The sequence below is a fragment of the Streptomyces yangpuensis genome, from assembly GCF_001005295.1.
Lineage (GTDB): Bacteria > Actinomycetota > Actinomycetes > Streptomycetales > Streptomycetaceae > Streptomyces > Streptomyces yangpuensis.
In genome coordinates this window covers 943646-963918 of record NZ_LBMK01000002.1, presented here as the reverse complement: position 1 = coordinate 963918, position 20273 = coordinate 943646, and the positions used below count along the sequence as shown (strand labels likewise).

The 20273-nt window shown below is 71.4% G+C and carries 15 protein-coding genes; 4 read left to right on the top strand and 11 right to left on the bottom strand.

Annotated elements, in window-relative coordinates:
- Positions 1-152: 152 nt before the first annotated feature.
- Entirely contained in the window at positions 153-1037 is an 885-nt protein-coding gene (locus AAT21_RS09690) for a LysR family transcriptional regulator (RefSeq protein ID WP_200904361.1), read from the bottom strand.
- 99 nt (positions 1038-1136) lie between these two features.
- Between AAT21_RS09690 and AAT21_RS09685 the strand changes: the two genes are divergently transcribed.
- Positions 1137-2150, top strand: coding sequence for an NADP-dependent oxidoreductase (locus AAT21_RS09685; protein WP_046776270.1), 1014 nt, complete (start codon positions 1137-1139; stop codon positions 2148-2150).
- A gap of 119 nt (positions 2151-2269) precedes the next feature.
- Complete coding sequence (locus AAT21_RS09680; protein WP_046776269.1) at positions 2270-4297, top strand: phosphocholine-specific phospholipase C; 2028 nt, start codon at positions 2270-2272, stop codon at positions 4295-4297.
- Positions 4298-4325: 28 nt separating this feature from the next.
- On the opposite strand, the gene AAT21_RS09675 is transcribed toward AAT21_RS09680, so the two are convergent.
- Positions 4326-4862, bottom strand: a complete 537-nt coding sequence (locus tag AAT21_RS09675) for a GNAT family N-acetyltransferase (protein ID WP_046776268.1) — start codon at positions 4860-4862, stop codon at positions 4326-4328.
- Positions 4862-5380, bottom strand: a complete 519-nt coding sequence (locus AAT21_RS09670) for an SMI1/KNR4 family protein (protein ID WP_046776267.1) — start codon at positions 5378-5380, stop codon at positions 4862-4864. The genes AAT21_RS09675 and AAT21_RS09670 overlap by 1 nt, the downstream gene beginning before the upstream one ends.
- A 125-nt stretch (positions 5381-5505) precedes the next feature.
- Between AAT21_RS09670 and AAT21_RS09665 the strand changes: the two genes are divergently transcribed.
- The gene (locus AAT21_RS09665; protein ID WP_046776266.1) at positions 5506-6207 is read left to right on the top strand and encodes a nitroreductase family protein; all 702 of its coding nucleotides are present in this window, start codon (positions 5506-5508) and stop codon (positions 6205-6207) included.
- Between the two features lie 104 nt (positions 6208-6311).
- Here AAT21_RS09665 and pruA read toward each other — a convergent pair whose 3' ends face one another.
- Together pruA and AAT21_RS09655 are read right to left on the bottom strand one after the other, a co-directional pair.
- Complete coding sequence (pruA, locus tag AAT21_RS09660; protein ID WP_046776265.1) at positions 6312-7943, bottom strand: L-glutamate gamma-semialdehyde dehydrogenase; 1632 nt, start codon at positions 7941-7943, stop codon at positions 6312-6314.
- 253 nt (positions 7944-8196) lie between these two features.
- On the bottom strand, positions 8197-9123 hold the full coding sequence (locus AAT21_RS09655; RefSeq protein ID WP_046776264.1) for a proline dehydrogenase family protein: 927 nt from the start codon (positions 9121-9123) through the stop codon (positions 8197-8199).
- A gap of 159 nt (positions 9124-9282) precedes the next feature.
- Between AAT21_RS09655 and AAT21_RS09650 the strand changes: the two genes are divergently transcribed.
- Positions 9283-10731 carry a PucR family transcriptional regulator gene (locus AAT21_RS09650; RefSeq protein WP_046776263.1) on the top strand — a complete coding sequence of 483 codons (1449 nt, stop codon included), beginning with the start codon at positions 9283-9285 and terminating at the stop codon, positions 10729-10731.
- A 42-nt stretch (positions 10732-10773) separates the two neighbouring features.
- Here the strand turns inward: AAT21_RS09650 and AAT21_RS09645 are convergent, their stop codons facing one another.
- The 6 genes from AAT21_RS09645 to AAT21_RS09620 form a co-directional block, all read right to left on the bottom strand.
- Entirely contained in the window at positions 10774-11352 is a 579-nt protein-coding gene (locus tag AAT21_RS09645) for a TetR/AcrR family transcriptional regulator (RefSeq protein WP_046776262.1), read from the bottom strand.
- Between the two features lie 165 nt (positions 11353-11517).
- Positions 11518-13107, bottom strand: a complete 1590-nt coding sequence (gene serA / locus AAT21_RS09640) for a phosphoglycerate dehydrogenase (RefSeq protein ID WP_046776261.1) — start codon at positions 13105-13107, stop codon at positions 11518-11520.
- Between the two features lie 309 nt (positions 13108-13416).
- The gene (ilvC, locus tag AAT21_RS09635; protein ID WP_030664757.1) at positions 13417-14418 is read right to left on the bottom strand and encodes a ketol-acid reductoisomerase; all 1002 of its coding nucleotides are present in this window, start codon (positions 14416-14418) and stop codon (positions 13417-13419) included.
- A 157-nt stretch (positions 14419-14575) separates the two neighbouring features.
- Positions 14576-15100 (bottom strand): acetolactate synthase small subunit, encoded by a 525-nt coding sequence (ilvN, locus tag AAT21_RS09630; RefSeq protein ID WP_030027475.1) that lies wholly within the window; start codon positions 15098-15100, stop codon positions 14576-14578.
- A gap of 31 nt (positions 15101-15131) precedes the next feature.
- On the bottom strand, positions 15132-17018 hold the full coding sequence (locus tag AAT21_RS09625; RefSeq protein ID WP_079025538.1) for an acetolactate synthase large subunit: 1887 nt from the start codon (positions 17016-17018) through the stop codon (positions 15132-15134).
- 204 nt (positions 17019-17222) lie between these two features.
- A complete protein-coding gene (locus AAT21_RS09620; protein ID WP_046776259.1) occupies positions 17223-20111 on the bottom strand; it encodes a putative bifunctional diguanylate cyclase/phosphodiesterase in 2889 nt (962 codons plus the stop codon).
- Positions 20112-20273 lie beyond the last annotated feature (162 nt).

Genomic DNA, 20273 nt, shown 5'->3' with positions numbered 1-20273 from the left:
GCACGCGCTCTCGACCGCCATTCGCCCGATCGGCGAGACGTTCGGCTTCTACAAAGCTAGGCCAGGTCCCGCTGTATGTCTCGGCAATTACTCGGACTTCCTACTATCTGAGACGCGAATCCTCTCGAAAAGCTTCCTTCCGAGGGTCCGTTTCAGCCCTTCTCCGAGCGAAGTTCCCTGATCAGAGCCCTAACGGCGAGAGTTGCGGCGGATTCCGTCGTAGTGACGTATCCCACCTGTCTCACGGGCCCCTGCGGGCCAAGACCGGTGATCTCCACCGCCTCGGTCGCGTCCCTCAGCGACAGCTCGGGCATGATCGCCATGCCGAGTCCGCGGCCGACCATGGTCAGCACCATCGCGTCGTCCTCCGCCTTCACCGTCGCCCGCGGGATCCAGTCCTGGGCCCGCCACCAGGCGCGCGTGTAGGAGCCGCAGTTCTCGTCCCAGTCCATGAGGGGCAGCGACCTCGGGTCCGGATGGCCGGCCGGGTGCACCAGGCGGTACGCCTCCTGCGCGAGCACCCCGGTCAGCAGGCCGGGCGGCGCCGCGTCCCGGGCACCGCCGAGGGTGGCGATGCCCAGGTCCGCGCGGCCCGCCGCCACTTCCCCGGCCGCACCCGCGCCGATCTCGCGCACCACGCGGACCTCGGGGCGGATGCCGGGGTGCCGGGCGGCCAGCCGTTCCAGGGCCGGCGGCAGCAGATGCAGGGCGGCACTGCGGAACGCCACGATCCGCAGGACGCCCCCGAGTGCGTCGCGGCCCCCCTCCCGGGCCGCGCCGCGCACCTCCGCGCCCATGACCTCGTACGACCGCAGGATGCGGCGGGCGTGGCCGACCGCCCGCTCCCCCGCCGGCGTGGGCGACGCCCCGGACCGCCCCCGCTCGAAGAGCACGGCGCCGAGCTTGGTCTCAGCGCCGCGCACCGAGTGGGACACGGCCGACTGGGTGACGCCGAGCGCCGCGGCCGCGGCGGAGAAGGCACCGGCCTCCGCGACGGCGACCAGGATCCGCAGTTCCTGCGGGAGCAGTTCGGACACCGGGGCCCACCTCGACGTATGAGTGCTGTTCATGGATGCGTGACTTCCATGAACCCAACCCCCTGCCCGGCCGCCGGATTCCCTCCTAGCGTCGTGGCCATGACCACGAACACCGCTCACGCCGTCCACCAGATCGCCCGCCCCGAGGGCTTCCCCGCCGCCTCCGACTTCGCGTACGTCACCTCCCCGGTCCCCGAACCGCGGCCCGGCACCGCCCTGGTGGAGAACCTGCTGCTCTCCGTGGACCCGTACCACCGCGGTCTGATGGACGGCGGGGAGGGTGGCTTCGGGCTGAACACCCCCCTGGAGGGCCGCTCGGTGGGCCGGGTGATCGCCTCCCGCGACCCGGAGCTGCGCGAGGGCGACCTGGTCTTCCACCGCGAGGGCTGGCGCACGCACGCCCTCGTCACCCTCGGCGAGGCGGGGACGCGCCGGCTGCGCGACCATGCGGGCGTCCCGCTGGAGGCGTACCTCTCGATCCTCGGCGGCACCGGCCTGACGGCGTACGCCGCACTGACCCGGACGGCGGCGCTGCGCGAGGGCGAAGACCTGTTCGTCTCCGCCGCCGCGGGCGGGGTCGGCACCGCCACCGGACACATCGCCCGGCTGCTGGGCGCGCGGCGGATCATCGGCAGCGCGGGCTCGGCGGCGAAGGTCCGCCACCTCACGGACGTCCTCGGCTTCGACGCCGCCTTCGACTACCACGACGCCCCCGTCGGCGAGCAGCTCGCGAAGGCCGCCCCGGAGGGCATCGACGTATACGTGGACAACGTGGGCGGCGAGCACCTGGAGGGCGCGATCGGCGCGCTGCGCGAGTTCGGGCGGATCGCCTGGGTCGGCGCCGTCTCGACCTACAACGGCGACCGGTCCCCCGCCGCACCCCGCAACCTCTTCGAGGTCGTCCACAAGTCGCTTCGCATGGAAGGCGTATTGGTCCGCCATCACACCAATCTGCAGGACGAGCTGGAGGACTTCCTCGTCCCTCATCTGCGCAGCGGCCGGATCGGCACCGACACCACCGTCGTGCAGGGATTCGAGCGCACGGTGGACGCCTTCCGGGGCATGCTCCGCGGCGAGAACGTGGGCAAGATGCTCGTACGGATCAACGACTGATTCCGGCCACCTCGAAGTTCACCGAACAATTACCGCACGGATGTAGACCTTTACGGCCGCCGCCGCCACCCTTGCCGTCGATGTGCCGCCGGGGCACCACAGTGGGAGGCGAGGGGCCAGTGACACCGATCAGCCGACGGGGTTTCGTGGGGATCGGCGCCGGGCTGATGGCGGGGGCGGCCCTGCCCGCCGTGGCGCCCTCGTCGGCGGCCGCGGCCGCCGCGACCGGCACCATCACCGACGTGAAGCACGTGGTGATCCTGATGCAGGAGAACCGCAGCTTCGACCACTACTTCGGCAGGCTGAAGGGCGTGCGCGGCTTCGGCGACCGCGCCGCCGGCAACATCCCGGGCGGCTGGGGCACCTTCAACCAGCCCAACTGGGGCGGCCGTCAGTACCCGTGGAAGCTGTCCGCCACCCCGCCGGCCGGCGGCGCGGACGGCGCGACCCTGGCCCAGTGCAGCGGCGACCTCCCGCACAGCTGGACCTCCCAGCACGCGGCCTGGAACAAGGGGCGGATGGACAACTGGGTCCTGGGCGTCGGCAACACCCGCACCCTCGGCCACCTGGACCGGGGCGACATCCCCTTCCACTACGCCCTCGCCGACCACTACACCGTCTGCGACGCCTACTTCTGCTCCGCCCTCAGCGCGACCGGCCCGAACCGCACGTTCCTGTGGAGCGGCACGATCGACGCCGCCAGCAAGGACGGCGGCGAGGAGTCGGGGCTGACCTGGGAGACGTACGCGGAGGCACTCCAGCGCGCCGGCATGAGCTGGAGGGTCTACCAGAACGCCCAGGACAACTACGGCGACAACGGGCTCGCCTACTTCAGGAAGTTCACCGACGCGGCCCCGGGGAACCCGCTGTGGGACCGCGGCATGGGCTCGGTCCCCAAGGTCACCGGCTCGACCCCGGACGACATCGCGGCCGCGATCCGCGCCGACGTCATCGCCGGCACCCTGCCCCAGGTGTCCTGGGTCGTCGCGAACGAGGCCTTCTCGGAACACCCCTACGCACCGCCCGGCGACGGCGCGCACTTCGTCGACCTCGTCCACCGCGCCCTCGCCGCGAACCCCGAGGTGTTCGACTCCACCGTGCTGTTCCTCAACTACGACGAGAACGACGGCTTCTTCGACCACGTGCCGCCGCCGGTCGCCCCGCCCGGCACCCCCGGCGAGTACCTGGACGGCATCCCGATCGGGCTCGGCTTCCGCGTCCCCATGCTGGTGATGTCCCCCTGGACGCGCGGCGGCTGGGTCAGCTCCGAGGTCTTCGACCACACCTCGGTGCTCCGCTTCATGGAGACCTGGACGGCCGCCCTCGGCACCCCCGCCACCTGCCCGAACATCAGCGCCTGGCGCCGCCGGGTGGTGGGCGACCTGACGGGGGTCTTCGACTTCGCGCACCCGGTGTACGGGGTACCCGCCGGCCTCCCGTCGACCGCGAAGGTGATCGGTCAGGCGACCTGCGCCCCGCTGCCCAATCCGGTGCCGCAGGACAACGCCCTCCCGGCGCAGGAGCCCGGTACGCGCCCGGCACGGGCCCTGCCGTACCAGGTCAACGGCAACCTGGACCGCTTCGAGTTCGGGCCGGCCGGCCAGATCACCGCCTGGTTCTCGATGACCAACCAGGGCGCCCAGGCCAAGCGGCCCGCCCACTTCTCGATCCACCCCCACCAGCACCGGGACACGGCGGCCTGGCAGTACACGGTGGACCCGGGCGGCACGTCGACCGACTACCTCCACATCGGACTCGGCCACGGCTCCGGCAAGTACGACATCTCGATGTACGGGCCGAACCGCTTCCTGCGGCGGTTCATCGGCGACGCGTCCAAGGCGGGCAGGGCCATCGAGGTGGCGGCGCGGTACGCCATGGAGCCGGGCACCGGCAAGACGGCGGTCTGGTTCAGGATGACGAACTCCTCCGCCTCCCCCGTCACCTTCACGATCCGCTCCAACGCCTACCGCACGGACGGCCCGTGGACGTACACCGTCCCGGCGAACTCCTCCCGCGAGGACTTCTTCAACGCGGTGGCCTACCACAAGGGCTGGTACGACTTCACGATCCTGGCCGACTCCGACGGCACCTGGTCGCGCCGCTACACGGGCCACATCGAGACGGGGGCGGCGAGCGTCTCCGGCTAGGGCCGTCTCTTTCGGAGACGGCCCGTGCCTACAGGACGTCCCCGTCGCGCCAGTCGAAGGCGAGCCGCGCGGCGGGGTCCGGCCGGGCTCCGCCGGGCGGCGTCCACACGTAGGTGGAGCCCTCCTCCTCGGGCAGCCGTACCGGCCCGTCCGGCGAGAGCGCACCCACCTCGCCCGGCCACACCGACCAGCCGCGGGCCAGGTAGAGCCCGGCCCCCTCCTGCGACGCCGACAGCGCGCCCAGCACGTAGGCCCGGGCCACGATCTGCTCCAGCCCGGCCATGACCCGCCCGCCGAGACCGCGCCGACGCAGGTCGGCCCGTACGGCCACGGCCTCGACGTATCCCGTGCGCAGGGCGTGCCCGCGGTGCACGACCCGCCGCTGCACGACGCTGCCGTGGGCGGCGAGCCGGCCGTCCACGCCGATCAGGACGTGCATCCCGCCGAGCGCGTGCTCGAAGTCCTCGTCGGCGAAGTCGCCCTCGAAGGCGTCGTCAAGCAGCGCCCGGACCGCGCCGAGCTCGCCGGCGGTCAGCTCCGAGGTGTGCGCGGCCCGCGTGTCCATCACTGCTCCAGCCAGTCGGTGTACCAGGTGCGGAAGTCCGGGCTCTCGGGCACGTGGCAGCCGAAGTCCTGGTCCACGTGCCAGACCTGGCCGGCCAGGGGCCCGCCCAGGATCAGCCTCGCGTACATGCCGCAGCCCTCGTCGGCCAGCATGAGCGTGCCCAGGGTCAGCCCCTCGGCCTCGTCGAACCGGCCGTTCTCGTCGAACGGACGAGGCGTACGGATCGGGCAGGGTGCGGCCAGCCGGCCCGGGCGGCGGTCCTCCCGCCACTCGTCGTCCACCGCCCAGTCGTCGTCGGCCTCGGGGCGCGGGGTGATCAGCGGCATCAGTCCGTGCCGGGGGCCCGCCGGGCCGTCGCCGACCGTCGTGACGAACGTCCGGTACTCCTCGGGCAGCCGGATGCCGTGCTCCTCCTCGAAGGCCCGGACGTCCGCCTCCGGGAGCGGCGGCCTCAGCTCGTACCGGACGGTCTTCGCGTGCAACCGCGCCCGTACGGCCTGCGCGTCCCAGTCACCCATCCCCCGAACGTACCAAGGGCCGCAGAACCGCAGGACCGCATTGCGGACGCCGAACGCCGTACTCCGGCCGCCATCGGCCGAAGCGGCTCTAGCGGTCTGGACCAATGCCCCGGCAGACTCGGCCCATGTCGCCCGATACCCAGCAGTGGACCCCCACCCACGGCCAGCCGTACCGTCCGGCCGCCTACCGGCCCGAGCGGATGCCGCAGCACGAATCCCTGGTCCGGGCCGCCGAGTTGCGGGCCCGGATGGACGAGCGGCGGACCGTACGCCACTTCTCGGCCGACCCTGTGCCCGAGCAGGTCGTCCGCGACGCCATCGCCTGTGCCGCGACCGCGCCGTCCGGGGCGCACCAGCAGCCGTGGACCTTCGTCCTGGTCAAGGACGCGGCCGTACGCCGGCAGATCCGCGCGGCCGCGGAACAGGAGGAGGAGCTCTCCTACGACGGGCGCCTCGGCGACGAGTGGCTGGCGGCCCTGCGCCCGCTCGGCACGGACGCCGTGAAGACCCATCTGACGGACGCCCCCGCGCTGATCGTGGTGTTCCAGCAGCGGTACTGGCTCGGTCCGGACGGCACGAAGCGCAAGCACTACTACGTGGACGAGTCGGTCGGCATCGCCGTCGGCATGCTCCTGTCCGCGCTGCACCTGAGCGGTCTCGCCGCCCTGATCCACACCCCCAGCCCGATGCGCTTCCTCTCCCACGTACTGGACCGGCCGGCGAACGAGAAGGCCTTCGCGGTCGTCCCGGTCGGCTACCCCGCGGCCGACTGCGAGGTCCCGGACCTGGTCCGCAAGTCCCTCGACCAGGTCATGACCGAGGTGTGACGGCCTCCGCGCGCCGCATCCCGGTCCGGTGGGGAAATGGATACCGCCCCCGCTCCGGACTTGGGGGTACCGGAACGGGGGCGGGGTTCAGCAGGGGCCGGAGATCAGCCCATGTGGGGGTAGCCGTACTCGGTCGGCGGGACCAGGGTCTCCTTGATGGACCGGGTCGAGGTCCAGCGGAGCAGGTTCGACGCGGCGCCGGCCTTGTCGTTGGTGCCGGAGGCGCGGCCGCCGCCGAAGGGCTGCTGGCCGACGACGGCGCCGGTGGACTTGTCGTTGATGTAGAAGTTGCCCGCCGCGAAGCGGAGCTTCTCCATCGCGTCCGCCGCCGCGTAGCGGTCCGCGGCGATGATCGAGCCGGTCAGGGCGTAGGCCGAGACGGACTCCATCTGCGCCAGCATGGCGTCGTAGTTCTCGTCCTCGTAGACGTGGATCGCCAGGATCGGGCCGAAGTACTCGGTCGTGAAGACCTCGTTCTCCGGGTCGGTGCAGACGATGACCGTCGGGCGGACGAAGTAGCCCTCGGAGTCGTCGTAGCTGCCACCGGCGACGATCTCGCAGGTCGGGTCGGCCTTGGCACGGTCGATCGCGGCCTTGTTCTTCGCGAAGGACCGCTCGTCGATGACGGCGCCGATGAAGTTGGACAGGTCGGTGACCGGGCCCATGGTGATTCCGTCGACCTCGGCCGCGAAGGCCTCCTTGAAGCCGTCGTTCCAGATGGAGGCCGGAACGTAGGCGCGCGAGGACGCCGAGCACTTCTGGCCCTGGAACTCGAAGGAGCCGCGGGTCAGGGCGGTCTTCAGGATCGCGCGGTCCGCGGACGGGTGCGCGACGACGAAGTCCTTGCCGCCGGTCTCGCCGACCAGGCGCGGGTAGGACTTGTACTTCTCGATGTTGTTGCCGACCGTCTTCCACAGGTACTGGAAGGTCTTGGTCGAGCCGGTGAAGTGGATACCGGCGAGCTCCGGGTGGTTCAGGGCCACCTCGGACACGGCGATGCCGTCGCCCGTCACCAGGTTGATGACGCCCTTGGGCAGGCCGGCCTCCTCCAGGAGCTCCATCAGGAGCACCGCGGAGTGGGTCTGCGTCGGGGACGGCTTCCACAGGACCACGTTGCCCATCAGGGCGGGAGCGGTCGGCAGGTTGCCGGCGATGGCCGTGAAGTTGAACGGCGTGATCGCGTAGACGAAGCCTTCGAGCGGGCGGTGGTCGCTGCGGTTCCACACGCCGGCGGAGTTCGCGACCGGCTGCTCGGCCAGGATCTGGCGGGCGAAGTGGACGTTGAAGCGCCAGAAGTCGACGAGCTCGCACGGGGTGTCGATCTCCGCCTGCTGGGCGGTCTTCGACTGGCCCAGCATGGTGGAGGCGGCGAGCTTCTCGCGCCACGGGCCGGACAGCAGCTCGGCGGCGCGCAGGATGATCGCGGCGCGGTCGTCGAAGGACATCGCGCGCCAGGCCGGGGCGGCGGCCAGGGCGGCGTCGATGGCCTCCTGGGCGTCGGCCTGGGTGGCGTTCGCGTAGGTGCCGAGCACCGACTTGTGGTCGTGCGGCTGGACCACGTCGAAACGCTCGCCGCCGCCCATCCGCTTGACGCCGTTGATCGTCATCGGAAGGTCGACCGGGTTCTCGGCGAGCAGCTTGAGCTGCGCCTCGAGCCGCGTGCGCTCCGGGGTCCCGGGGGCGTACGAGTGGACCGGCTCGTTGACCGGCGCGGGGACCTGGGTCACAGCATCCATGAGAGCTCCTCTTCCGAGTGATCTTCACCTCAGCCGAGCAGAGCTGAAGCGGTGGCATATGTTGGGCAGTGGTCAGGGCTTGACCGTCACGAGTCCGCCATCGCGGTGAGTGAGAAGCCCCATCGGGGGCGGAGTCACGGGGCTGGTAACTCCTTGTCACCAGTCGGGCCCGGCTCGGCCGGCCAGTTGAGCGGCGGTTGCCGTCACCCAGGGTGCCCCTGGATGGGGACAGCCGCCGCTCTCACACTCCGTATCAGTTCTTGGTGATCATCGAGCGGACGAAGAAGAGCAGGTTGGCCGGCTTCTCCGCGAGGCGGCGCATGAAGTAGCCGTACCAGTCCGTCCCGTACGCGGTGTAGACGCGCATCCGGTGGCCCTCGGCGGCGAGCCGCAGGTGCTCCTCGCTGCGGATGCCGTACAGCATCTGGAATTCGTACTCGTCCAGCTTGCGCCCGGCCTTGCGGGCGAGCTCCTGGCCGATGGCGATCAGGCGCGGGTCGTGGGACCCGATCATCGGGTAGCCCTCGCCGTCCATCAGGATCTTCAGGATGCGGACGTAGGCCTTGTCGATCTCCGCCTTGTCCAGGTAGGCGACCTCGGCGGGCTCCTTGTAGGCACCCTTGACGATCCGCACGCGGCTGCCGTTCGCGGCCAGGCGGCGGGCGTCGGCCTCGGTGCGGAAGAGGTAGGCCTGGATCACGCAGCCGGTCTGCGGGAAGTCCTTCCGCAGCTCCTCGTGGATGGCGAACATCGAGTCGAGGGTGGTGTGGTCCTCGGCGTCCAGCGTCACGGTGGTGCCGATGGCTGCGGCGGCCTCGACGACCGGGCGGACGTTGGCGAGCGCCAGCTCGTGGCCGCCCTCCAGCGCCTGGCCGAACATGGACAGCTTCACGGACATCTCGGCCTTCTCGCCGAGGCCGAGCTCCGCGAGGCGCTCGATGAGCTGGAGGTAGGCGTCGCGGGCGGCGTGGGACTGCTCCACCTCGGTGATGTCCTCACCGACGACGTCCAGGGTGACCTCGAGGCCGGCCCGCGTGAGGTCCTCGACGATCGGGATGACCTGATCGACCGTCTCGCCGGGGATGAACCGGTTCACCACGGGCTTGGTCACCGGGGCGGCAGAGACGATACGGCGCATCTTGTCGCTGCGCGAAGCGGCGAGGATCACGGGACCCAGCACGGGGCACCTCCAGCGGGTGGCAGAAGAAAAGCTCAAGTAAAACCACCGTGAAACCTAAGGATCGCTTTGATCCTCTGCCATCGACAGCTGTCACGCATCCGTGTCCGCGATCTCATACATCTGTCTGAAGAGCAGGGCCGGAGGTGGGAGAATGTCCGGGTGAAGGGCGATTACCAGGACCTGGTGGACGAGATCTCGGCGCTGCTCGGCGCCCCGGCGACCCTGGAGAACCGGGACTTCCGCCTCATCGCCTTCGGTGCCCACGACAGCGACGACGACCTCGCCATGGACCCGGTGCGCACGCGCTCGATCCTGACCCGGCAGTCGACGGCGGCCGTGCGGTCCTGGTTCGAGGGCTTCGGCATCGCCCGCGCCACCGGCCCCGTCCGCATCCCGGCGGCGCCCGACGCGGGGGTGTTCCGGGGCCGGATCTGCCTTCCCGTGCGCTACCGGGGCATCGTGCAGGGGTACGTGTGGCTGCTCGACCAGGAGCCCGGAACGCCCGGCCCCGGCGCCGCGGCGCTGGACGCGGCCATGGAGGTGGCCCAGCGGATCGGGGTGCTGCTCGCCGAGGAGGCGAAGGCCGGGGCGGACCTGTCGCGGGAGTTCCAGGCGGTCCTCACCGCGGAGCGGGGGTGGCAGCAGGACATGGCGGTGGCCGCGCTGCGGGCCGTCCTCGGCCCGGCCGGGGACGGGCTGCACGCGGCGGTCTGCGTGGCGCCGTGGTCCGGCGAGGCCCCGGCGTCGGTGCCGGGCGCCGCGGCGGTCTGCGTCGTACCCCGGCGGGGCGGCGGGGCGGGCGAGCCGGGCGAGGCGCCCGGTTCCGGCGGGGCGGCGGGCCCGGCCCTGGCCGTACTGCTGCGGCTGCGCTCGACGGACGCGCTGGCGCCGGCGCTGACGGCGGTGGCACGGCTGCTGCCGCGCCCGCCGGAACCGGCGGCGGCCGCAGTGGGCGCCGCCTCGGGTGCGGGCGGCGCCGGGCCGCAGAAACGGGCGGCGGCCAGGACCTCGGCCGGAGCCTCCACGCCGGCGGCGGGGGCGGCCGGACCGGCCGGCGCCACGACGGCCCGGCCCGCGACGACCGGGCAGGGGGCGGCCCGGTCCGCGTCGGCCGTACCCGGGACGGCCGGGCTCGCGTCGGCCGTACCCGGGGCGGCGGGGGGCCCGGCGGGCGCCTTTCCGGCCGGCCCGTACCGGATGACCGCGGGAGTCGCCGACCCCGTCCGCGGGCTCGCCGACCTGCCCGCCGCCTGGGAGCAGGCCGTCGCCGCGGCGCGGGCGGCGGTCGCCGAGCCCCGGCTCGGCCCGGTCGCCCAGTGGTCGCGGATCGGGCCGTACCGGCTGCTGGCGAGCCTGGGCGCCGACCCGGTGGACGATCCGGCGGCCCGGCCGCTGCTCGCGCCCGCCCACCGCGAACTCGCCCGTACCGCCGAGGTGTTCCTGGACTGCGCCGGCCAGGCGGGCCGCGCCGCCGCGGCCCTCGGCATCCACCGCCAGACCCTCTACTACCGCCTCGGCCGTGTGGAGCAGCTGACCGGCCTCGACCTCGACGCGGGCGAGGACCGCCTGCTGCTGCACATGGCCCTCAAGGCCTCCCGCCTGGCCTGAGGCGCATGTCGGGGACCGGCTGCACTGCGAGCCTCGTCCGGGCTACGCCTGCGCCCGGGTCACCGCCTCGGCGGCCCGGCGCATGCCCTCGGTGAACTCCTCGGCCGTGGCGGCCGACTCCGGGTCGAAGAGCCACTGGACCATCAGGCCGTTGAGCAGCGCCTGGCAGAAGGAGCCCAGGGTGCGCACGTCCCGCTCGTCGAGTTCGTCCTCCGGGGTACCGGTGAGCAGGGAGACCAGCCTGCGGCGCCCCTCGGCCTGCGAGGCCGCGAGCATGGCCCGCAGCTCCGGCCGCCGGTCCCGGCCGAGCGCCACCTCCAGGCCCGCCGCCCAGACGGGCGCGGACTTCTCGTGCTGCCCGAGGACTCCTTCCCAGAGCGCCCGGAAGCGCTCCAGCGAGCCGTCCTGACCGGCCAGGCCGTCCTGGAAGACCGCCCCCCACTCCTCCATCAGCCCGATGAAGGCCTGGGTGAGCAGGGCGTCCTTCGAGCCGTAGTGGTAGCCGATGGAGGCCAGGTTCGTCCCCGACGCGCTGACGACGTCGCGCGCGGTGGTGCGTACGAACCCCTTCTCCACCAGGCACTTCTTGGCGCCCTCGAGCAGATCTTCGCGGTGTCCCATGGCCTCACCGTAGCTGTCCTGGACGCCTGTCCCATACAGCCGTTCCATACAAGCGTCATATTCGAGTGTTCACGACGCGCGTGGCGTGGCGCGGCGCGTCCGGTGGAACGCGGAAGGGCCCGGGGTCTCCCCCGGGCCCTTCTGCCTGTCCCTGCCGTGGCGGCGTCAGGCGAGGCTGACGGTGCGCGCCGAGGCGGCGCCGATCTCGGCGGCGATGTCCGCGAGGACGTTCGCCGGCACCTCGGCGTCGACGGTGAGGACCGCGAGGGCCTCGCCGTGCTCCTCCGCACGGGCGACCTGCATGCCCGCGATGTTCAGGCCGCCCTCGCCGAGGACGCGGCCGACGGTGCCGACCACGCCGGGACGGTCGGTGTAGCGCAGGACGACCATGTAGTCGGCGAGCGCCAGGTCCACGTCGTACTCGCCGATGCCCACGATCTTCTGCAGGTGCTTCGGGCCCGCGAGCGTGCCGGAGACCGAGACCTCCTGACCGTCCGACAGGGTGCCGCGCACGGTCACCACGTTGCGGTGGTCCGGGGACTCCGAGCTGGTGGTCAGGCGCACCTCGACGCCGCGCTCCTGCGCGAAGAGCGGGGCGTTGACGTAGGAGACGGTCTCGTCGACGACGTCCTCGAAGACACCCTTGAGCGCGGAGAGTTCGAGCACCTTGACGTCGTGCTGGGTGATCTCGCCGCAGACCTCGACGTCGAGGCGGACCGCGACCTCGCCGGCGAGGGCGGTGAAGATGCGGCCGAGCTTCTCGGCGAGCGGCAGGCCCGGACGGACGTCCTCGGCGATGACACCGCCCTGGACGTTGACCGCGTCCGGTACGAGCTCACCGGCGAGGGCGAGGCGCACCGACTTGGCGACCGAGACACCGGCCTTCTCCTGGGCCTCGTCCGTGGACGCGCCGAGGTGCGGGGTGCAGACGACCTGGTCGAGCTCGAAGAGCGGGGAGTCCGTGCAGGGCTCCTTCGCGTACACGTCGAGGCCGGCGCCGGCGACGCGGCCCTCCTTGATGGCCGAGTACAGGGCGGCCTCGTCCACGATGCCGCCGCGCGCGGCGTTGACGATGCGGACGGACGGCTTGACCTTGTGCAGGGCCTCGTCCCCGATGAGACCGATGGTCTCGGGGGTCTTGGGCAGGTGCACCGTGATGAAGTCGGCGACCTCGAGGAGCTCGTCCAGCGTCAGCATCTTGACGCCCATCTGGGCGGCGCGGGCGGGCTGCACGTAGGGGTCGTACGCGACGATCTTCATACCGAAGGCCGACATGCGCTGCGCGACGAGGACGCCGATGCGGCCGAGGCCGACGACGCCCAGGGTCTTCTCGCTGAGCTCGACGCCCGTGTACTTGTTCCGCTTCCACTCGCCGTTCTTCAGGGCGGTGTTGGCCTGCGGGATGTTGCGGGCCGTGGCGACCAGCAGGCCGCAGGCGAGCTCGGCCGCGGTCACGATGTTCGAGGTCGGGGCGTTGACGACCATCACACCGGCCTTGGTGGCGGCGGAGACGTCGACATTGTCCAGACCGACGCCGGCGCGGGCGACGACCTTCAGCTTCCTCGCCGCGGCGATGGCCTCGGCGTCGACCTTCGTCGCGGAGCGGACGAGGATCGCGTCGACGTCGACGATGGCGGGCAGCAGCTCCGCGCGGTCGGCTCCGTTGACGTGCCGGATCTCGAAGTCCGGACCGAGCGCGTCCACCGTGGCGGGCGACAGCTCTTCGGCGATGAGTACGACAGGTTTCGAGCTCACGTGGGTCATCCTCACAAGTCCAGTGCGGACGGCCGTCCCGACGGCCGCAGGCGGTGGAGGGGGTAGCCGCGTGGAAGACGCACGACACTGTGGGCCTGACGCGTATGTGTTGAGCAGTGTAGTGGCGCGGACGGACCGGTTTTCCGCCTGTACGGAAGGATCACTCTTCCGTGGTTGGCCGGGGTGGACAAGCCACGCCCGCGAGGGCCCGGTCCGGGCGCCCCGGTCACCGGTGCGGCCGGTGCCGCCCGGCCGCGTGATGGGCGGCGGGGCCGGGACGCACACCGTCCCGGCCCCGCCGCCACGAGATCAGCTCTCGTCGTTGTCGACCCAGCTCATCAGCTTGCGCAGCTTCTTGCCGGTGGTCTCCAGCAGGTGCTCCGAGTCGGCCTTCTTGTACTCGTTGTACTTCGGCAGACCGGCCTTGTACTCGGCCATCCACTCCTCGGCGAACTTGCCGCTCTGGATCTCCTCCAGGACCTTCTTCATCTCGGCCTTGGTGGCGTCGGTGATGACGCGCGGGCCGGTGATGTAGTCGCCCCACTCGGCGGTCTCGGAGACCGACCAGCGCATCTTCTCCAGGCCGCCCTCGTACATGAGGTCGACGATGAGCTTCAGCTCGTGCAGGCACTCGAAGTAGGCGATCTCCGGCTGGTAGCCGGCCTCGGTCAGGGTCTCGAAACCGGCCTTGACCAGTGCGGACGCGCCACCGCAGAGGACGGCCTGCTCACCGAACAGGTCGGTCTCGGTCTCCTCGGTGAAGGTCGTCTTGATGACACCGGCGCGGGTGCCGCCGATACCGGCCGCGTACGAGAGCGCCAGGTCGAAGGCCTTGCCGGTGGCGTCCTGCTCGACGGCGGCGATGCACGGAACGCCGCGGCCCTCCTCGTACTGGCGGCGGACCAGGTGGCCCGGGCCCTTCGGCGCGACCAGGGCGACGTCCACGTTGGTGGGGGGCTTGATGAAGCCGTAGCGGACGTTGAAGCCGTGGCCGAAGAAGAGCGCGTCGCCCTCCTTGAGGTGGTCCTTGATGGACTCCTCGTAGATCTCGGCCTGCAGCGGGTCCGGGGTGAGGATCATGATGACGTTCGCCCACTCGGCGGCCTCGGCCACGGGGACGACCTTCAGGCCCTGCTCCTCGGCCTTGGCCTTGGACTTCGAGCCCTCCTTCAGGCCGACGACGACATCGACGCCGGAGTCACGGAGCGACAGCGCGTGGGCGTGGCCCTGGCTGCCGTAACCGATGACCGCGACCTTGCGGCCCTGGATGATGGACAGGTCGGCGTCGTTCTCGTAGAACAGCTCGGCCACTGGGATATCTCCTTGGTGCGCTGGTGTTGCCCCCACCGTACGGCGGGGAACGGAATCTGAGTCTGTCGGTCTCGCTATGCGGGCCGAGCGTGTCTGCGCCGGCCCGGGCGGGCGTCGTACCTCGGGCGCCGGGCCTCGGCCGCCGCGCCGGTACGGGTCAGGCGCTGCGGTCGAGCGCGCGCAGGCTGCGGTCCGTGATGGACCGTCCGCCACGCCCTATGGCGATCGTGCCGGACTGCACGAGCTCCTTGATGCCGAAGGGCTCCAGCATCTTGAGCATGGCGCCGAGCTTGTCGGAGCCGCCGGTCGCCTCGATGGTGACGGCCTCCGGGGAGACGTCGACCGTCTTGGCGCGGAACAGCTGGACGATCTCGACGATCTGCGAACGGGTCTCGTTGTCGGCGCGGACCTTCACCAGGACGAGTTCGCGCTCGATGGCGTTGTGCGGCTCCAGCTCGACGATCTTGAGCACGTTGACCAGCTTGTTCAGCTGCTTGGTCACCTGCTCCAGCGGGAGGTCCTCGACGTTGACGACGATGGTGATGCGGGAGATGTCGGGGTGCTCGGTGACGCCGACCGCGAGGGAGTCGATGTTGAACCCGCGGCGGGAGAACAGGGCGGCGATCCGGGCGAGGATGCCGGGCGTGTTCTCGACCAGGACGGAGAGCGTGTGCTTGGACATGTGAGGCGTTCTCTCTCTCGGCTCTCTCGGCTCAGTCGTCTTCGTTGTCGCCGAAGTCGGGACGGACGCCCCGGGCTGCCATGACCTCGTCGTTGGAGGTGCCGGCGGCGACCATCGGCCACACCATGGCGTCCTCGTGGACGATGAAGTCGATGACGACGGTACGGTCGTTGATGGCGTTGGCCTCGGCGATGACCTTGTCCAGGTCGGCCGGGTCCTCACAGCGCAGCGCCACGCAGCCCATGGCCTCGGAGAGCTTGACGAAGTCCGGGACGCGCGTGCCCTTGCGGGGCGCGATGGACTCGCCGAGCTGGGAGCCGACCGTGTCGTGACCGGTCTCGTCGGCATGCAGGACGGTGTTGGAGTACCGCTGGTTGTAGAACAGCGTCTGCCACTGGCGGACCATGCCCAGCGCGCCGTTGTTGATGATCGCGACCTTGATCGGGATGTTGTTCAGGGCGCAGGTGACCAGTTCCTGATTGGTCATCTGGAAGCAGCCGTCGCCGTCGATCGCCCAGACGGTGCGCTCCGGCATGCCGACCTTGGCGCCCATCGCGGCCGGGACCGCGTAGCCCATGGTTCCGGCGCCGCCGGAGTTCAGCCAGGTGCGGGGCTCCTCGTACTTGACGAAGTGCGAGGCCCACATCTGGTGCTGGCCGACACCGGCCGCGAAGACCGTGCCCTTGGGCGCGAGCGCGCCGATCCGCTCGATGACCTGCTGCGGCGAGAGGCTGCCGTCCTCGGGCAGGTCGTAACCCAGCGGGTAGGTCTCGCGCCAGCGGTTGAGGTCGTTCCACCAGGCGGTGTAGTCGCCGGCGCTTCCCTCGGCGTGCTCGGCCTGGACCGCCAGGATCAGGTCGGCGATGACCTCGCGGGCGTCACCGACGATCGGGACGTCGACGGCGCGGTTCTTGCCGATCTCGGCCGGGTCGATGTCCGCGTGGATGATCTTGGCGAAGGGGGCGAAGCTGTCCAGCTTGCCGGTGACGCGGTCGTCGAAGCGGGTGCCGAGCGCGATCAGCAGGTCCGACTTCTGGAGCGCGGTGACACCGGTGACGCTGCCGTGCATGCCGGGCATGCCGACGTGCAGCGGGTGGCTGTCGGGGAAGGACCCCAGCGCCATCAGGGTGGTGCAGACCGGGACGCCGGTCAGCTCGGCGAGGACCTTCAGCTCTGCGGTGGCGCCGGACTTCATGACGCCGCCGCCGACGTACAGCACCGGGCGCTTGGCCTGGCAGATGAGCTTGGCGGCCTCGCGGATCTGCTTGGCGTGCGGCTTGGTGACCGGCCGGTAGCCGGGGAGGTCCTGGGAGGGCGGCCACGCGAAGGTGGTCTTCGCCTGCAGGGCGTCCTTGGCGATGTCGACGAGGACCGGGCCCGGGCGGCCGGTGGCGGCGATGTGGAACGCCTCGGCGATCGTCCTCGGGATGTCCTCGGCCTTGGTGACCAGGAAGTTGTGCTTCGTGATCGGCATGGTGATGCCGACGATGTCCGCCTCCTGGAAGGCGTCGGTGCCGATCGCCTTGGAGGAGACCTGGCCGGTGATCGCGACGAGCGGGACGGAGTCCATGTGCGCGTCGGCGATCGGGGTGACCAGGTTGGTGGCGCCCGGGCCGGACGTGGCCATACAGACGCCGACCTTGCCGGTGGCCTGGGCGTAGCCGGTGGCGGCGTGGCCGGCCCCCTGCTCGTGGCGGACCAGGATGTGACGGACCTTCTTGGAGTCCATCATCGGGTCGTACGCGGGGAGGATGGCGCCTCCCGGAATCCCGAAGACGGTGTCGCACCCCACCTCTTCGAGAGAGCGGATGAGGGACTGCGCACCCGTGACGTGCTCAACTGCGGCGGACTGCTGTCCGCCGGAACGGGGCCGCGGCTGCGGATGGTGGGCCCCGGTGGCCTGCTCGGTCATCGGCATTCTCTTCTCGAAGCTGAGGGTTTTACGCGGATTCGACTCTGTGCCAGTGCAACAAAAAACCCCTCGTGCCAGGAGGCAAGCGAGGGGAGCGCGTCGGGTGTGTTGAGCGGGGACATGCAGGCCCCAGCTTCAGCCGACGCGCTTTCCAAGTACGAGAATTCGGGTGCGCATGGCACTGACCCTCCCTCCGGCGGGAGGGTGATGTCAAGTAGGTGGGACGGGCGTCTCATTATGTGAGCCTCTGCGGATGACCATGGAGCCCCCGGAGGAACCGACCGCCAGTGCAGGCTGGGCCGCTCCGCCCGGTACTGGGAACGTACCGCGCACCAGCGCGCGCCGCAGCCTGTACTCGTCGAGGGGGCCGGAAAAGGCCATCCCCTGGCCGTGTGTGCACCCCATGGCGCGCAGGGCGGCCACCTGCTCCGGCAGGTCCACACCGTCGGCCACCGACCGCATGCCGAGGTCGCTTGCGATGCGCAAGAGGCCTGCTGTGATCTTGTGCAGGCGGGCCGACTCGACCACCCCCTCCACCAGCCCCCGGTCCAGCTTGAGCATGTCCACGGGGAGCCGGCGCAGGGCGCTGATGGCGGCGTAGCCGCTGCCGAAGCCGTCCAGGGCGATCCCCACCCCGAGCCGGTGCAGGGCGGCGAGGCGGCGCTCCAGGTCGTCGAAGGGGACCCTGGGGTCGGACACCGCGAGCTCCAGCACCAGGGCCCCGGAGGGCAGGCCGTGCCGGGTCAGGAGGGCTTCCACGGAGCCGAGCGGCATGGCGCTGTCCAGGAGCCGCTGGGCGGTCATCCGCACGGCCACCGGCACGTCGTGTCCGGCGCGGTGCCGGTCGGCGGCCTGCTCGACGGCCTCCTCCAGCAGCCAGCGGCCCAGCTCGGCGGTGCGCGAGGCGTCCGGGCCGGTGCCGGCCGCGCCGCCCGCCACGCCCTCGCTGTATTCGGCCACCCGGAGGAACTCCGCCGGGGTGAAGAGGATCCCCTGGGCCGACCGCCACCGTGCCTGCGCGGCGACGGCCGCGATCTCTCCGGTGGCCAGCGATACCACGGGCTGGTGGAGCAGAGCGAACTCGCCCTCGTGCAGTGCGGTGCGCAGCCGGCCCGCCAGCTCGGCCTTGCGCACCACCTCGGCCTCCATCTGGGGGGCGTACACCTCGACCCGGTCCTTGCCTCCGGCCTTGGCCCGGTACATCGCGAGGTCCGCGTTGCGCATCAGGTCCGAAGGGGTGATCCCGGGGTCGGCGAAGGCCACGCCGATGCTGGCGGCCACCCGTACCTCGTTGCCGCTGATCCGGTACGGCTGGGAGAGCCGGGCGCGCAGCCGGTCGGCGATCTCGCGGGCCTGGTACTCGCGGGCGCTGCGGTCGCGGCTGCCGTCGCCGAGGATCAGCGCGGCGAACTCGTCGCCGCCGAGCCGGGCGGCGGTGTCCCCGGCCCGGACCGAGTCCTGGAGCCTGCGGGCGGCCTCGACGAGCAGTTCGTCGCCGGCCTGGTGGCCGATGGTGTCGTTGACCGCTTTGAAGCCGTCGAGGTCGATGAAGAGGACGGCGGTGCTGTGGTCGCCGGCGCGGCGGCCCGTCAGGGCCTGGCGTACGCGCCGGGTGAAGAGGGCCCGGTTGGGCAGGTCGGTCAGGGGGTCGTGCTCGGCGCTGTGCTGCAGCTGGGCCTGGAGCCGGACGCGCTCGGTGACGTCCCGGCTGTTGAGGATGAGTCCGCCCTGGTGGCGGTTGACGGTGGACTCCACGTTCAGCCATTCGCCGCCGCCCGACTTGAAGCGGCATTCGATGCGGGTGGTGGGTTCCTCGGTGGGCGGTGCGGCGAGGAAGCGGCGTACCTCGTGGACCACCCTGCCGAGGTCGTCGGGGTGGATCAGGGCGGCCAGTTCCGTGCCGACCAGCTCCTCCGCCTCGCGGCCGTAGACCCCGGCGGCGGCCGGGCTGACGTAGCGCAGGGTCCCGGTGGGTGCGGCGATCATGATCACGTCGCTGGAGCCCTGGACCAGGGAGCGGAAGTGGTTCTCCTTCTGGGCCAGTTCCTGGGTCAGCGCGATGTTGTCGAGGAGCATGATGCCCTGCCGGATGACGAGGGCGAGCACGACCGTGCAACCGGTGAAGACGACCATCCGGTCAACCTTCCGGCCGTCCACGACGTTGTAGAGGATGCCGAGGGTGCACACGGCGGCCGCGAGGTACGGCGTGAGGGCGGGCAGCGACCCGGTGATCGGGCGGCTGTGCGGGCGGTCCCGGCGCGGGGGGCCGGCCGGCACCGGGCCGTGGTGGATGCGCCGGGCGCCCCAGGGCGCGTACGCGAGCAGCAGCGAGCCGGCGAACCAGCCGGCGTCGAGCAGCTGCCCGGACTCGTACTCGGCGCTGAGCAGGGGCGAGGTGAACAGGGCGTCGCTGAGGACGGTCAGGGCCAGCGCCGCGATGGCGGTGTTCACGGCGGAGCGGTTGGTCTCGCTCCGCCGGAAGTGCAGGACGAGGACCATCGAGACGAGCGCGATGTCCAGCAGGGGGTAGGCGAGGGAGAGCGCGGCGCGCGGGACGCTGCCCGGGGCGCCGGACTGCGCGGTGCGCGCGGCATGGGCCAGGGCGAGGCTCCAGGACAGCGTGAGCAGTGAGCCGCCGATGAGCCAGGAGTCGAGTCCGAGGCAGACCCAGCCGGCGCGGGTGACCGGGCGTTTGGCGAGGACGAGCAGGCCCACGATGGCGGGCGGGGCGAAGCAGAGGAAGGCGAAGTCGGCGAGCGAGGGCTTCGGCACGTCCTGGCCGAGGACCACCTCGTACCAGCCCCAGACGGCGTTGCCGCAGGCGCCCATGAGGGAGGAGAAGGCGAAGAGCAGCCAGGCGGGGCGCTCCCGGTTGTCGATCGTCCGCGAGTAGGTGTAGCAGGAGACTGCTGCCAGCAGTCCGGCCGCGCTCAGTCCGAAGTCGCCCATGATCTCTGCGACTTCCTCGGACCCCCAGTTGAGGGCGGCACCGACGGCATACCCGCCGCAGACGACCGCGAGGATCACCTGCATCGCCCGGCACCTGCCCCCGCCCGATACGGACGGCCGGTCCAGGAGCGCCGCCCCCGGGGTGCTCACCGGTCCCCCTCGCCGGCCGGTTCCGGCGCGGCCCAGTCCCGGCAGCGTCGCCTTCTGCGGCCGAGCCGCGTCGGATCCTTCGTCCATTGGCCGTGCATCGCCCGTCGCCCCCCAAGTGTCCGATCACTCCCCAGCGCCAGACGTTCCTGGCGCAGCCCCTTC

Excerpts from the sequence above, each read along its gene's own strand:
- AAT21_RS09685 (WP_046776270.1), top strand. The coding sequence starts at position 1,137 with ATGACCACGAACACCGCTCACGCCGTCCACCAGATCGCCCGCCCCGAG.
- AAT21_RS09675 (WP_046776268.1), bottom strand. The coding sequence starts at position 4,862 with ATGGACACGCGGGCCGCGCACACCTCGGAGCTGACCGCCGGCGAGCTC.
- AAT21_RS09670 (WP_046776267.1), bottom strand. The coding sequence starts at position 5,380 with ATGGGTGACTGGGACGCGCAGGCCGTACGGGCGCGGTTGCACGCGAAG.
- AAT21_RS09665 (WP_046776266.1), top strand. The coding sequence starts at position 5,506 with ATGTCGCCCGATACCCAGCAGTGGACCCCCACCCACGGCCAGCCGTAC.
- pruA (WP_046776265.1), bottom strand. The coding sequence starts at position 7,943 with ATGGATGCTGTGACCCAGGTCCCCGCGCCGGTCAACGAGCCGGTCCAC.
- AAT21_RS09645 (WP_046776262.1), bottom strand. The coding sequence starts at position 11,352 with ATGGGACACCGCGAAGATCTGCTCGAGGGCGCCAAGAAGTGCCTGGTG.
- ilvN (WP_030027475.1), bottom strand. The coding sequence starts at position 15,100 with ATGTCCAAGCACACGCTCTCCGTCCTGGTCGAGAACACGCCCGGCATC.
- AAT21_RS09625 (WP_079025538.1), bottom strand. The coding sequence starts at position 17,018 with ATGCCGATGACCGAGCAGGCCACCGGGGCCCACCATCCGCAGCCGCGG.